This is a genomic window from Marvinbryantia sp., assembly GCF_047017445.1.
Taxonomy (GTDB): domain Bacteria; phylum Bacillota; class Clostridia; order Lachnospirales; family Lachnospiraceae; genus Marvinbryantia.
On record NZ_JBKXTT010000010.1, the window covers coordinates 1 to 13878 of the forward strand.

At 47.0% G+C, this 13878-nt stretch carries 16 protein-coding genes; 14 read left to right on the forward strand and 2 right to left on the reverse strand.

From position 1 onward, the window contains the following. Positions 1-138 precede the first annotated feature (138 nt). Positions 139-813 carry a GntR family transcriptional regulator gene (locus ACLU9Q_RS12360; protein WP_412625346.1) on the reverse strand — a complete coding sequence of 225 codons (675 nt, stop codon included), beginning with the start codon at positions 811-813 and terminating at the stop codon, positions 139-141. A gap of 385 nt (positions 814-1198) precedes the next feature. Here ACLU9Q_RS12360 and ACLU9Q_RS12365 point away from each other — a divergent pair, with 385 nt between their 5' ends. From ACLU9Q_RS12365 to ACLU9Q_RS12415, 11 genes are all read left to right on the forward strand, one after another. Next, on the forward strand, positions 1199-2827 hold the full coding sequence (locus ACLU9Q_RS12365; protein ID WP_412625348.1) for a M20/M25/M40 family metallo-hydrolase: 1629 nt from the start codon (positions 1199-1201) through the stop codon (positions 2825-2827). 102 nt (positions 2828-2929) lie between these two features. Further along, positions 2930-4216 carry an aspartate aminotransferase family protein gene (locus tag ACLU9Q_RS12370; protein WP_412625350.1) on the forward strand — a complete coding sequence of 429 codons (1287 nt, stop codon included), beginning with the start codon at positions 2930-2932 and terminating at the stop codon, positions 4214-4216. Between the two features lie 4 nt (positions 4217-4220). Next, a complete protein-coding gene (locus ACLU9Q_RS12375) occupies positions 4221-5213 on the forward strand; it encodes a dimethylarginine dimethylaminohydrolase family protein (protein ID WP_412625352.1) in 993 nt (330 codons plus the stop codon). Positions 5214-5231: 18 nt separating this feature from the next. Continuing rightward, positions 5232-5831 carry an AAA family ATPase gene (locus ACLU9Q_RS12380; protein ID WP_296838185.1) on the forward strand — a complete coding sequence of 200 codons (600 nt, stop codon included), beginning with the start codon at positions 5232-5234 and terminating at the stop codon, positions 5829-5831. Positions 5832-5852: 21 nt separating this feature from the next. After that, complete coding sequence (locus ACLU9Q_RS12385; RefSeq protein WP_412625354.1) at positions 5853-6587, forward strand: amino acid ABC transporter ATP-binding protein; 735 nt, start codon at positions 5853-5855, stop codon at positions 6585-6587. A 13-nt stretch (positions 6588-6600) separates the two neighbouring features. Continuing rightward, positions 6601-7293, forward strand: coding sequence for an amino acid ABC transporter permease (locus ACLU9Q_RS12390; RefSeq protein WP_006861442.1), 693 nt, complete (start codon positions 6601-6603; stop codon positions 7291-7293). Positions 7294-7312: 19 nt separating this feature from the next. Continuing rightward, a complete protein-coding gene (locus ACLU9Q_RS12395; protein WP_412625356.1) occupies positions 7313-7462 on the forward strand; it encodes a hypothetical protein in 150 nt (49 codons plus the stop codon). Positions 7463-7536: 74 nt separating this feature from the next. Further along, positions 7537-8532 (forward strand): hydroxyacid dehydrogenase, encoded by a 996-nt coding sequence (locus ACLU9Q_RS12400; protein ID WP_412625358.1) that lies wholly within the window; start codon positions 7537-7539, stop codon positions 8530-8532. Positions 8533-8691: 159 nt separating this feature from the next. Continuing rightward, complete coding sequence (locus tag ACLU9Q_RS12405; RefSeq protein WP_006861439.1) at positions 8692-9591, forward strand: transporter substrate-binding domain-containing protein; 900 nt, start codon at positions 8692-8694, stop codon at positions 9589-9591. A gap of 97 nt (positions 9592-9688) precedes the next feature. Then, complete coding sequence (locus tag ACLU9Q_RS12410; RefSeq protein ID WP_412625360.1) at positions 9689-10837, forward strand: iron-containing alcohol dehydrogenase; 1149 nt, start codon at positions 9689-9691, stop codon at positions 10835-10837. 235 nt (positions 10838-11072) lie between these two features. Further along, a complete protein-coding gene (locus ACLU9Q_RS12415) occupies positions 11073-11543 on the forward strand; it encodes a methylglyoxal synthase (RefSeq protein WP_040782712.1) in 471 nt (156 codons plus the stop codon). 12 nt (positions 11544-11555) lie between these two features. Here the strand turns inward: ACLU9Q_RS12415 and ACLU9Q_RS12420 are convergent, their stop codons facing one another. Then, on the reverse strand, positions 11556-11999 hold the full coding sequence (locus ACLU9Q_RS12420; RefSeq protein WP_412625362.1) for a hypothetical protein: 444 nt from the start codon (positions 11997-11999) through the stop codon (positions 11556-11558). 82 nt (positions 12000-12081) lie between these two features. On the opposite strand from ACLU9Q_RS12420, the gene ACLU9Q_RS12425 reads away from it, so the two are divergent. The 3 genes from ACLU9Q_RS12425 to ACLU9Q_RS12435 all read left to right on the forward strand — a co-directional run bounded on the left by ACLU9Q_RS12425 (position 12082) and on the right by ACLU9Q_RS12435 (position 13877). Continuing rightward, a complete protein-coding gene (locus ACLU9Q_RS12425) occupies positions 12082-12405 on the forward strand; it encodes a hypothetical protein (protein ID WP_412625363.1) in 324 nt (107 codons plus the stop codon). Between the two features lie 22 nt (positions 12406-12427). Continuing rightward, on the forward strand, positions 12428-13366 hold the full coding sequence (locus tag ACLU9Q_RS12430) for a DMT family transporter (RefSeq protein WP_412625364.1): 939 nt from the start codon (positions 12428-12430) through the stop codon (positions 13364-13366). A 139-nt stretch (positions 13367-13505) separates the two neighbouring features. Continuing rightward, positions 13506-13877, forward strand: coding sequence for an MGMT family protein (locus ACLU9Q_RS12435; RefSeq protein WP_412625365.1), 372 nt, complete (start codon positions 13506-13508; stop codon positions 13875-13877). Position 13878 lies beyond the last annotated feature (1 nt).

Below are 13878 nucleotides of genomic sequence, written 5' to 3' on the forward strand. Positions count from 1 at the left end.
TTCAAGTGTGAGCAAATCCCATTCGCGAAGCGAATTTTAAATGGATTTGCGAAGGCTGCTGTGAACGGAGTAAACAGTAACGGAAGAACAGAGCGTGATGTATCTCAGATGATATCTGTAAACGGCTGCAATTTGTGATTATAAGCTGGTCATAATCCGGTTGCCCACCTGCATAACGTGTTCTTTTAATGCAAGCATGGCGAAATCTTTTTTTCCGCGTTCCAGATAATGAATAAGCTCCAGGTGTTCTTCGATGGCAGTTTCCTTATACGGATTCAGTGTTCCGGTAAGAATGTGGACGCGGATGACGGTTGGCGCCAGATAATTAAAAGTGTCCGCCAGAATGGAATTGTCACATAATGCTGCGATATCCGTGTGAAACTGCGTATCCAGTATGGCGTAGCGGTAGTCATCCTCCGGGTGTTCTTTCACCAGGGCAGACTGTACAGAGCAGTCTTTTTTCAGTAATTCAATTTTTTCGGCGTCTATGGGAAAGGACGCCAGCTCGATTGCCAGCGGTTCGATCCGGGCGCGGAGCACGGTGAGATTTTCCACATCTTTTCTGGTAATTGTGGAAACAAAAATATGTCCGGTCGCATCCTGGATGGTCAGCTTTTCATAGGTCAGCTTCTGCAGTGCGGCGCGGATAGGAGTACGGCTGATATTCAGCGCCGCACTGAGCTGTTCCTCCGTGAGCGGCGTGCCGGAAGGCAGATGGTTTTTCAGAATCTGTTCCCGGATCGCCTGGTACGCCTGCTCTTTTAAAGTGACGGTGCTGGCAGCTTTTTTTCCTGTTTTCGTAAGCGTTTTCATGGTCTTTCCTCCAAAAATGTATACATTTTTAAAATTATTTTAATATGTAAAATGCGAAAAATCAAGAAAAAAATTAGAAATTGGGTATTGACAATTCAAAAAAGCCGTGTAAAATGTATACCAAAAGACAGAGGGATAACGCAAAAGCCGGAGAGGATACCGGAGGGCGTAAACCCAATTGAAAAAGAGAAATACCAGTATGGCAAAGGGGCTGTTGCAAAAGCAATAGCCTCTTTTCGTTGCCGTGTATCCGAAAGGAGTTGCCGGTGGCAGCTCCTGCAGGCTCCACAGAAAAATCCGCAGGCATCATAGCCGGGTGCTTTTAATTTTAAAATGATTTTGGTGTACCAGGGCAGATTTCTATCTGAGAAGGGGAGGGAATATTGTGATTAATCAGGAAATGGTGGATTTGACAAAACAGCTCGTTCGTATATGCAGCATTAATTCTACAGAAGGGGAGCAGCAGATTGGAATGTTCCTGGAACAGTATCTGAGGCAGATTCCATATTTTCAAAAGCATCCGGAACAGGTCGTTGTAAGAGAACTGAAAAACGATGCGCTCCATCGGCGCAATGTCTGCGCGCTGCTGATCGGTGAAAAGGATGCGTGCGGAGACACCCTGATTTTTCATGGACATACTGACACGGTTGGAATTGAGGAATATAAAGGACTGAAACCGCTGGCGTGCAGTCCGGATGAGCTGAAGGAGGCGCTTGGCAGGCTGGAGGACCTTCCGGAAGAGGTGCGAAAGGACCTGGAATCCGGAGAGTATATGTTCGGGCGGGGCGCCTGCGATATGAAAAGTGGGGATGCGGTGTTTCTCAGTATTCTGAAAACTGCCAGTGAGCATCCGGAGGAGCTGCGGGGAAATATTCTTCTTTCTCTGAATCCTGTCGAGGAAAATCTTCACACCGGCATTATTGAGGGGCTGGACATTCTGGAAGAACTGAAGAACCGTTACCATCTTAACTATCTGATGGCTGTCAACAATGATTTTATTTGTCCGTTGTTTCCGGGGGATACGGCGAAGACGATTTATACAGGAGTAGTCGGAAAGCTGCTGCCCTGTTTCTATATACAGGGAAAGGAAACGCATGTGGGGCAGTGCTTTGAAGGATTTGACGCCGCTATGCTTGCGGCAAAGCTGACGGAAAAAATTTCTCTGAACTGTGATTTTTCCGATGAATATGCCGGAGAGTATGCCTATCCGCCGTCGGTACTGAAGATGAAGGACCTGAAGCCCTGGTACAATGTTCAGACACCGTCAGAAGCATTTGTTTATTTTAATTATTTTGTGCATAACAGCTCGATGGAAGAGATTCTGTCAAAACTGCTGGCGGCGGCAGATGAAACAATGAGAGATATGTTACAGAACATCAATGATATGAGCCGGAGATTTTGTGCACGGAACGGTCAGAGGCACAGTGACTACAAATATCACTGTGATGTCTGCACCTATGACGGGCTGTACCAGAGGGCAAAGAAGCTGGGAGCAGATGATGAGGAGATTGACAGGATACTGACACGGGAGCTGCAGAAGGGGACAGATAAACGGGAAATTCCCATTCATGTGATACGCTATCTGCTGCATACAGCCAAAATAACGCATCCAATTATTGTGTTATATTTTGCGGCTCCGTATTGTCCGCACAACACATTGCAGGGGAAAGATGAGGCGCTCATCAGTCAGATTATGGAAATTGCAAAGGAAGTAAGGCAGGAAACGGGAGAGGAATTCCGGTTCATGAAATTTTTCCCAAGTCTTTCTGACAGCAGCTATCTGAAAATTGACGATACGGAGGAATCGCTGAAACTGCTTCTGGATAATTTTCCCGGAATGGAAAGTCTGTATCCGCTGCCGCTTGCTCAGATGAAAAGGCTGAATATTCCGGCAGTAAATTATGGATGCTACGGAAAAGATGCACATAAATGGACAGAACGTGTACATGTTCCATATACTTTTGAGACTTTACCAACACTAATCTGGAAAACAATTACATATTATCTGAAATAAGGCAATGATAGCGGGGTAAAACCGGGAAGAAATAAAAAGTAAACTATCGCAGAAAAACGCAGAAGATAAGGCGAAAGGGTAAGCGCAGAAAGCGGGGACGAAATGATGAAGAGCATGTATGAGAGATGTATGGAGGTAATGCCTGCCGTTGCAAAACGTGCGACGACGCTGGGGGTAACAGGCTCTGAGGGAGCATATCTGTATACAGAGGACGGGAGACGGCTTCTGGACTTTGCAAGCGGAGTTGCCGTGAACAACATCGGATGCCGCAATGAACGGGTAGTTGCAGTGATTAAAGACGAACTGGACAATATGATACATGTGGGGCATAACGTCGTGTATTATGAATCTTACGTTGCACTGGCGGAAAAGCTGGTGGAGCTGACCGGCGGTGACACAAAGGTATATTTCAGCAATTCCGGTGCGGAAGCAAATGAGGGGGCAATCAAGCTGGCGAAATATGTCACAAAAAGACCGGGGATTATCAGCTTCCGGAATTCCTTTCACGGACGCACGCTGGCGGCAGTATCCATTACCGGTTCCAATGCGGCGTACCGGAAATATTACGAACCGCTGCTTCCGGCAGTTTACTGGGCGGATTATGCGAACTGTTACCGTTGTCCGTTCGGACAGAAAAAAGGAAAATGTCACATGGAATGTCTGGGACAGTTTGAACAGATTTTCCAGAAAATGATAGCTCCGGAATGTGTGGCGGCAATCATTGTGGAACCAGTGCAGGGAGAGGGTGGATATATTGTTCCGGAAAAAGCATTCCTTGAGGGGCTGCGGGCAATATGTGATAAATATGGTATTCTGCTGATTTTCGATGAGGTGCAGACCGGTATTGGAAGAACCGGGGAACTGTATGCATATCAGACCTTTGGCGTAAAGCCGGACATCCTGACCTCTGCGAAGGCGCTTGGCGGCGGGATTCCGCTTTCGGCAATTATTGCCAGAAAAGAGATTATGGATAAATGGCCTGCCGGAGCGCATGGCGGAACCTTTGGCGGCAATCCGCTTGCCTGTCGTGCCGGTCTGGAAACACTGAAGATAATAGAGGAGGAGCATCTGCTGGAAAACTGCCGGAAAATGGGAGCGTATTTTCTGGAAAAACTGCAGGCGCTTCAGAAAAAGCATCCGGAGGCAATCGGGGATGTGCGCGGAGCGGGGCTTATGGTGGCTATGGAGCTGGTGACACGTCCTCAAAAGCCGGATGCGGCGCTGACTGCCAAAATTCAGTCAAAAGCGCTGGAGCGGAATCTGGTGCTTCTGACCTGCGGGGCGGACCATAATGTTGTCCGTTTTATCCCGCCGCTTATTGTGAAAAAAGAGGAAATTGATTTTGCAGTCGCTGTGGTGGACGAAATTTTGCAGGAAGAGGGGAGATAGGAAGATGGCAACCTTACAGATGTATATGGACAGGAGCAGAATTGACAATATGTTTACTTCGGAGGTATACGGGGAGGTCTGGGGTAATGAATTCGGAGTGGATAATTCTGTGGGCAAAATCAGGAAGATTTTGATACATCGTCCGGGAGAAGAATTAAAACAGCTTGCAGAAGGCTCTTATGAAGAGGAGGCAGGAGCCCGAATTTTAAAAAGCAGGGACGGAAAAAGAATCCGCAATTACTTTAAGTCACATAAACTTCCGGATATCGGGCTGATGCAGGAGCAGCATGACCGGATGGCAGAAATCCTCAGAAATAACGGAATTGAGATTTTTTATCTGGAAGATCCCTCTTATTACTGGACAAACCTCACATTTACCAGAGACGTTGCACTGATGCTGCCAAAGGGTGTTGTTCTCACAAGATTTGCGATGTATTTCCATCAGGGAGATACCTGCATCACACAAAAATTTATGGCGGAGCAGGGAATCCCGATTATCGGGGCAATCCAGGGCAGGGGCACGGTGGAGGGCGGTTCCTTCTCCATGCTCGATGCGCATACGGCAATCGTCGGACGCTCGGTACGGATTAATGATGCAGGTATTGAGCAGCTGCGCACGCTGTTGTCTTATCAGGATATTGAGCTGATTGTTGTGGACATGCCGGCGTATTATATTCATTTGGATGAGGCTTTCCTGCCTGTCGACAAAGAAAAGATACTGGTGAGCACCTTCATTCTGCCGCACTGGTTTCTGAAGATGCTGAAGGAAAGGGGATATCAGCTTATTGAAACGGACATGGAGGACCCGATGCTGACAAACAACTGCCTTGCGCTTGAGCCGGGAAAGGTATTGTTTTCCGCTTCCGGTGTGAAAACCAGAAAGAATCTGGAAAAGGCAGGAGTAGAAACGATACCGGTTGATATTTCGGAAATTAACAGACTGGGCGGTGGAATCCATTGTTCCACATTGCCGTTGTGGCGGATGCCGGTTTCATAAATAAAGGGGGCGGAAAGCGTGAACAACTATATTATCACTGTGACAAGGCAGTTTGGAAGTCTGGGGAGACCGATTGCAAAAAAACTGGCAGAGGCTCTGGGTGTCGCATATTATGACAGAGACATTGTGGATATGACGGCCAAGAAGCTCGGTGTTCCGCTTTCTGTAATCGGAGAGCTGGAGGAAGCCGTCCAGGGGAGATTTTTCCGCATGAAATATCCCCTGGGAATGGGGACGACGGATACGCAGGATACCATTTTCCGCACGCAGAGGAAGATTATCCGGGAGCTCGCGGAGGAGGGACCATGCGTCATTGTGGGAAGATGCGCGGATAGTATTCTGCAGGAATATCCGAACTGCATACATGTTTTTATTTACGCACCTTACGAAAAACGATATGAAACATGTCTCAAAGAATTTCACCTGCAGCCGGATGAGGCGAAGAAAATGATTCTGGAGGTGGATAAGGCAAGGGAACGCTATCACAAAGCCTATGCCGGATATCTGCCCGGAGACTATCGTTACAAAAACATTATGATAGATAGCAGTGTGCTTGGCACAGAGGGAACGGTAAAGCTTCTGAAAAGCTTTGTAGAAGAGCACTTCTGCACACCGTGAGAAGAGCGAGGAGGAACGATTATGAAAAATCCGGTAATCAGAATAAAGGATGTATCAAAAAATTATGGCTCCCTGCAGGTCCTGAAAAAAATCAATCTGGACATTATGCCGGGAGAGGTGGTGGCTGTTATCGGTCCTTCCGGTTCCGGAAAGAGCACGCTTCTGCGGTGCATGAATGCGATTGAGAAGGTGAGCGGAGGAGAGATCTGGTTTAAGGAACAGTGTATCACGGACCGGCGTGTGGATTATGACCTGCTCAGACAGAAAGTGGGAATGGTTTTTCAGCATTTTAATTTGTTTCCTCATATGACGGTGATGAAAAATATCCTGCTGTCCCCGGTAAAGGTAAAGAAACAGCCGAAGGATCTGATGGAAAAGAAAGCTCTGGAGCTTTTGAAAAAGGTCGGGCTGGAGGATAAGAAGGATGTGTATCCGGAAATGCTGTCGGGCGGGCAGAAGCAGCGTATTGCCATTGCGCGGGCGCTGGCAATGGAGCCGGAGATCCTTCTTTTTGATGAACCGACCTCCGCGCTTGACCCGGAGATGGTCGGGAAAGTATTAAGTACCATGCAGGAGCTTGCCAGGACGGGTATGACGATGGTTGTTGTCACACATGAAATGGGATTTGCCAGGGAGGTCGCGGACCGCGTGGTCTTTATGGACGAGGGAATAATCATGGAAAAAGGAACCCCGCAGCAGGTGTTTGAGGAAACGCAGAACGAAAGGGTACAGGCGTTTTTGAAAAAGATGCTGTAAAGGAGGGAGCAGGATGGCACAGATTTTACGTATTTTATCGACATACAGAGTTTTGCTCTGGAATGGTACCAAAATTACACTTTTGATTTCCGTCATGACGATTATCCTTGGTCTGATTTGCGGAACGCTGATGGCGTTTATGCGTATCAGCAAATCCCCTGTTTTGCGGTCGATTGCGGCAGCTTATGTGGAATTCATACGCGGTACGCCCGTACTGGTACAGATTTTTATTGTGTATTACGGTTTGCCGATGATGGGGATAGAAATTCCTTCTATTATGTTTGGCGGCGTGGACATTTCACGACTCCTTTCCGGAACGGTTGCGTTAAGTGTCAACTCGACAGCGTATATCTGCGAGATTGTACGAAGCGGTATCCAGTCGATTGATATCGGACAGACGGAGGGCGCAATGGCGCTCGGTCTGAATGGAAGGAGACGCATGTGGTATGTGATTTTGCCGCAGGCGATAAAAAATATTATTCCGGCGCTTGCGAATGAATTTGTGACGGTGATTAAAACGTCTTCACAGGTTTCTGTGATAGGTATTGCAGAACTGATGTATGCGGCGGATACGATCCGAGGCATCAGCTTCCGTCCGATGGAACCGTTACTTATTGTTGCTGTGATTTATTTTATCATCACCTTTTCCCTGTCCTGCGTCATCCGCAGAATTGAAAAAAATATGCGCAGGAGCAGCAGAAGCTGACGGATATGCAGAAAAACGGATGGTAAGAACCGAAGAAGACAACAGATATGCAGAAAAATGGATGGGAAGAACCGGAGAAGACAACAGATATGCAGAAAAGCGGATGGTAAGAACGGCAGAAGAGAGTAGGTATGCAGAAAAGCGGATGGGAAGGGACGGCAGAAAATAACGGATGTTCAGAAAAGAAGCCGAGAGGGAACAGCAAAAGATGCCCGGTATCTCAGAAGCGTAAGGAGGCTGGAAATGAAGGTAGTGATTACGGATTATCCGGATACAATGGGGCGGAATCTGGCATATGAGGAAGCTATTCTGAAGAGAGGAATTCCGGGATGTGAGACAATCTGCTATCTGTACAGAGGAGATAAGGAAGAACTGAAGCGTCTGGTTTCGGATGCGGATGCGGTGCTGACGGCGTTTTTGTATTTTGATAAGGAGCTGCTGGACAGTGCGACGGGGATGAAATGCATCTGCTTTAATGCCACCGGTTACAATGCGGTGGATTATGAAGAAGCGTGCAGACGGAATATTGGAATTGTGCCAATCGGGGAGTATTGTACCGGAGAAGTGGCAGACCACACGATGGCGCTGATACTGGCGCTTGCCAGAGGGCTGAAGCATTACGGACATGACATTGACGATTTGAAACGGTGGCAGTATTATTCCGGACAAAAGCTGCGCAGAATCAGCGGAATGACGATGGGAATCCTGGGACTGGGAAAAATCGGAAGGGCGGTAGCGGAGCGGGCAAAGAGCTTCGGGATTCATGTGATAGCTTATGACCCTTATCTTCCGACGGAAATTGCCAGGAAGACGGGGGCAGAGCTTGTGAGCCTGCCGGAAATTGCAGAAAGGTGTCATATTATTACAAATCACATGATATTAAGTGAAGAAAACAGAGGATTACTGGATGAAAAATTTTTCGGCAGTCTGAAGCAGTGCCCGATTTTTGTCAACACGGGTCGCGGAGAAGTGGTAAATCATAAAGCGCTTGTAAAGGCTCTTGATGAGGGGCGCGTGTTTGGAGCGGGTCTGGATGTGCTGGCGCAGGAGAATCCGGATCTGGCGCAGGAGGAGCTGGCAGGAAGGGAAAATGTTATCATCACTCCTCATGCTGCGTTTTATACGATAGAAACATTGAAAGCGCTGCAGGATATTTCCTGCGAAAATGTCGTACATTATCTGAGAGGGGAGTATGACCTGGTGAATAGAATCGTAAACCGGGACAGACTGGTATTATAGATACGATACTTTTATTTATCTGGTAATTAGAAGCGGCAATCAACCGCTTCTGGTTATAAAACATTATGTGATGCCGGATTTTGAAAGCGCGCAAAAATCAGAAGGCGTCACGGGGCAATACTTTCGCCCCGCATCATTAAGTCAGAGGAGGAAAACATTATGAAGAAAAGAAATTTGGCAGCAGCGGCAATGAGTGGCATTCTGGCGGCAGCTATGCTGGCGGGCATTCCGGTTTACGCGGAAGGCACAACGGAGGCGGCAGGGGAAACAGAGATTACAACAGAGGCAGCAGAGGCTGCGGAGGAAACAGAGGCTGAAGGAACCGGAGAAGGAGGGCTTCTGGAATCTATAAAAGAAAAAGGCAAGCTGGTAGTAGGAACGGCATCGGGGTACCCGCCGTATGAATTTATAGACATCACATCTGCAAATCAGGACATTGTCGGCATAGATATGGAGCTGGCACAGGCGATTGCAGATAAGCTGGGAGTGGAGCTGGAAATACAGGATATGAACTTTACTTCTCTGATTTCCTCTATTCCGACGCATAAGGTAGATATGGCGATTGCCGGTATTTCCATTACGGAAGAGAGAAAAGAAACGATGGATTTCTCGGAACCGTATCTGGAAGCAGAACAGAAAATGCTGATTTTAAGTGAAAATGCGGATAAATATAAGACGCTGGAGGACTTTAGCGGTGAAACGGTTGCTGCTGAAAAATCTACCACGCAGGAGACTGTCTGCCAGGAACTGCTTACGGATTCCCCGCTGGTATCTCTGGAAAAAGTGCCGGATTGTCTGATGGAGCTTCAGAACGGAAAGGTTGCAGGTGTTATGGTTGAAAATATTGTTGGAGAACAATATGTAATAGCTTACGATAACATTGTATTTTCGGATGCCGAAACAGGCAAGCTGAAAACATCTGCAGTGGCAATGGATAAAGGCAACGAAGACCTCATGGAAATTGTGAATGAGGTAATCAAAGAAAACCAGGAAAATGGAAACTTTGATAAGTGGGTAGAAGAATACAGCGAAAAAGCTGCTTCGAATGCACAGCAGTAAAATCAGGCATATGTTCTGGCGGCTGGCACGGCAGGAATTTGTGGTCTGTGCCAGCCAGTGTGAAGAAAAAGGACAGCAGCATTGAAGGAGGTCACATATGAATGCGTTTACATTTTCTGTGCCGCAGAACATTATTGCGGGCAAGGGATGTCTCACAAAATTACCGGAGCTTGTGAAAAAGCTGGGTGCGGACCATGCATTTATTATTTCCGGTCCGCATTTGAACAGGATGGGACTGGTAGACACATGCAGGAGGCTTTTACAGGAATCACATATTCAGTCAGATGCATTTACAGAGACAGAAGGGAATCCTTCTGTTGAGACGGTGGATAAAGCGGCAGAAGCATTCCAAAGGTCCGGCGCGCAGTGCATGATAGCGCTTGGCGGCGGCTCGCCGATGGATGTGGCAAAAGCGGCAGGTATCCTGGTAAAATACGGGGGCAGTATTACAGAATATGAGGGCGGCGGAAAGGTACCGGGGAAAATTGTTCCGCTGATTGCAGTGCCGACTACGGCAGGCACCGGCTCGGAGGTGACAGCCTTTTCCGTAATTACGGATTGCAGCAGAAATTATAAATTAACGGTTTTCAGTTATGAGTTAATTCCGGAGTATGCGCTGCTGGATCCGGAGCTGCTGGTTTCCGTACCGTCGAATGTTGCGGCAGCTTGCGGTGTTGACGCGATGGTTCATGCAATAGAAGCTTATATCTCGACAGCGGCGTCCCCGTTTTCTGATGCTATGGCGGAAAAGGCGCTGGAGCTGATTGGCGGGAATATACGAAGATATGTGGCAAACAGAAAAGATGAAGAGGCAGCAGCCGCTATGCTAAGCGGCTCTATGTTTGCGGGCATTGCTTTTTCCTGGGCAAGACTCGGAAATGTACATGCGATGAGCCATCCGGTAAGTGCGATGTATCATGTACCGCACGGAGTGGCGAATGCGATACTGCTGCCGGTTGTTATGGAATATAATGCTCTGGCGGATCGGGGAAGATATCGGAAAATATACAGTTATATTACCGGTAAAAATGTGAAAAAAGAAGAATTTGAACCGCAGATGCTGGCAGAAGCGCTCCGGGAGCTGAACAGGGAACTGGGAATTCCGGAATCTCTGCGGAAAGCGGGGGTCGGGGAGGACCGGATAGAAGCGATGGCTGCTGACGCAATGAAGAGCGGAAATATCCTGGTAAATCCAAGAAGCACGGAGCAGAAGGATGTGGAAATGCTGTACCGGAAAACATTATAGGAGACCTGAAAACCAGCAGAATATGTGATAATTTGGACAGGATTGCGATTGTTCAGGCGTCAGCCATGCAGGTCTGAGCTGTAATACAAAGTGTGATTTTACAAAGAATTCACAGAAAATTGATTGTTTTTCTCTGGATAATCATGTAAAATAGAAATGTGCAGTATGGTTCGGGATTTCCGGATTATACGGCACATTGGTATAAAAATGACACTTTGTTACAGGAGGTATGTATATGGATAATGAATATATCACATTTACAATAGGTAAGAAAAAACGGATTGCCCTGATCGCGCATGACGGCAAAAAAATGGAACTGATTGAGTGGTGCCAGAAAAATAAGAGTATTTTGCAGAATCATTTCCTTTGCGGCACCGGTACAACTGCGCGGATGATTTCCGAGTACACGGACCTTCCGGTAAAGGGGTATAACAGCGGCCCTCTCGGCGGAGACCAGCAGATCGGTGCAAAAATCGTAGAAGGAAATATTGATTTTGTAATTTTCTTTTCTGATCCGCTGGAAGCACAGCCGCACGACCCGGATGTAAAAGCGCTGCTTCGTATTGCACAGGTGTATGACATCCCGATTGCCAATAATCGTGCGACTGCAGATTTTATGATTACTTCAAAATTTATGGATGAGGAGTATGAGCATCAGGTAATTAACTTCCGTCAGAAGGTAATCGACCGTGCAAATACGCTGTAGTTACTGCAATTTTTAAAGATAGCTTTTTAAATCCCGGCAGAGCTTTTCTTCAATATCAATCAGACGGTTGCAGATATCCTTCGAGGAATGGTCGGCAGCCGGATATTGGTTTAAGTATTTATGGAGTGTTTTGATTCCCATATTGCAGCCATCGGTCATCAGGTCGGCAACAGTTGCATCGCTTTCTTCCATGCCGAGCTTCATGGTAGTTTTCAGCCATGCCATGCCTTTGGCTACATTACCGGGTTCTTTTTCTTCACTGTGATGCTGTTCCAGAAGCGTGTGGATATCATCACATAATTTTTCGTGATGGCTTTTACTTTCTGATAATAATTTTCTCATGCTGGAATCTTTCACCTTATCCAGCACATCTTCAATAGAGGATACTGCCATTTTTGAACCGGCATTGCATTCTTTTAGCAGACAGATAGTATCCCTTGTTTCTTTCTTTTCCATAAAGCCGTCAATCCTTTCCTGTTTCTTAAATTTTATGTAACCACCCGGTCATGCTGCAGAAACAGATGTGCCGCGCATAACTGTGAAGTTACCGTTTGATTCCCGCGGGGGATTTGAATATTATTATCTCCCGCCGGCGGATAAATATACATTCCAGATGATGATACTGGCGCTGACGGAAAAATATGCATTCTGGATGATGTTACTGGCGCTGACGGAAAAATATGCATTCTGGATGATGTTACTGGCGCTGGCAGAAAAATATACCTTCCGGATGATGATACTGGCGCCGGAGGATGCAGAGAATACTGGATCATATGGACAGTGGCGCCGGAGTATACAGGCACTTGCATTTTATGTGAAATTGACTTATAGTAGGTACGACTGCAGAAGTCTGCAGGAATGAAAAATCACAGGAGATTTGTGAGATGTTAAACAATATGAGAAAACGGGAAGAGTGGCTTCAGAAAACGTGGGTCGTATGGGCGGGAGCGCTGCTTTGCTGCGCACTCTGGGGCAGTGCATTTCCATGTATCAAAATTGGTTATAAGCTTTTTGAAATAGAAGCATCCGACACGGCAGGGCAGATTTTGTTTGCAGGCTGCCGCTTTACACTTGCCGGGATTTTCAGTATCCTTTTAGGAAGCATACCGGAAAAGAAGATACTCCGTCCGACGAAAGACGCCGCAGGACCGATACTTGTTTTAAGTATGCTGCAGACGGTGATACAGTATTTGTTTTTCTATATCGGACTTGCGCACACAAGCGGAGTGAAGGCATCTATTATTGAGGCAGTGAACGTTTTTGTGGCGATTCTGATAGCAAGTATCCTGTTCCGGCAGGAAAAACTGACGATAAGAAAACTGGCAGGCTGTGCCATTGGTTTTGCGGGCGTAGTTCTGATAAATTTAAGCGGTCTGAATCTGGAAATGAGCTTTCTGGGAGAGGGATTTATTCTTCTTTCTACGGTTGCCTATGCCTTTTCATCTGTATTTTTAAAGCGTTTTTCTGTAAAGTATAATCCGGTTATGCTGAGCGGATATCAGTTTGTGATTGGCGGAATCTTTATGATTGCCGCCGGGATACTGACCGGCGGAGAAATCCGGACAATATCGCTGCAGGGAGCCGGAATGCTTCTGTATCTGGCAATGCTTTCGGCAGTCGCATATTCTTTGTGGGGAATCCTGCTGAAATACAACCCGGTATCAAAAGTGACGGTATTCGGGTTTATGAATCCGGTATTTGGAGTCATTCTTTCAGCGCTGCTGCTAGGCGAGCGTGAACAGGCAGCAGGGTGGGTGAGCGTTATCTCGCTTGTGCTTGTGTGCGTGGGAATTTATGTGGTAAACAGCGGAAAACGGGAGTGAATTCCAGGCAGGAACTCTCTGGACAGAAAACAAAAACAGGCAGAGTATGCAGGAAAAAGAGACGGAATGTGGAAGTGCGAAGCGGAAACAGAACCGGGCGGAAAATGCTGTGAAAGCAGAAATGTGAGGAAAAACGGAGATGAATTTTTACGAACGTCTTCATATTGTATGTAACCGGATTCCATATGGAACAGTGGCTACCTATGGTCAGCTTGCATTGCTTTGCGGAAAACCGAAAAACAGCAGGCAGGTGGGATATGCACTGCGGATGGGGCTGGCAGGGGAAATACCGGCGCATCGTATCGTAAACAGTAAGGGACTTTTGAGCGGAGCAGGATATTTTGAAACACCCGATACGCAGAAAAAGCTTCTGGAAATGGAAGGTGTGGAAGCAGAGCGGACAGAAAGTGGATATAAAGTTGATTTAAAGCGCTTTGTGTGGAAAACTACGGAGGATGAGGCAGAGGCGTTTTATTATCTGTTCCATGAGGACAGCGCATCTGCAGAATGAG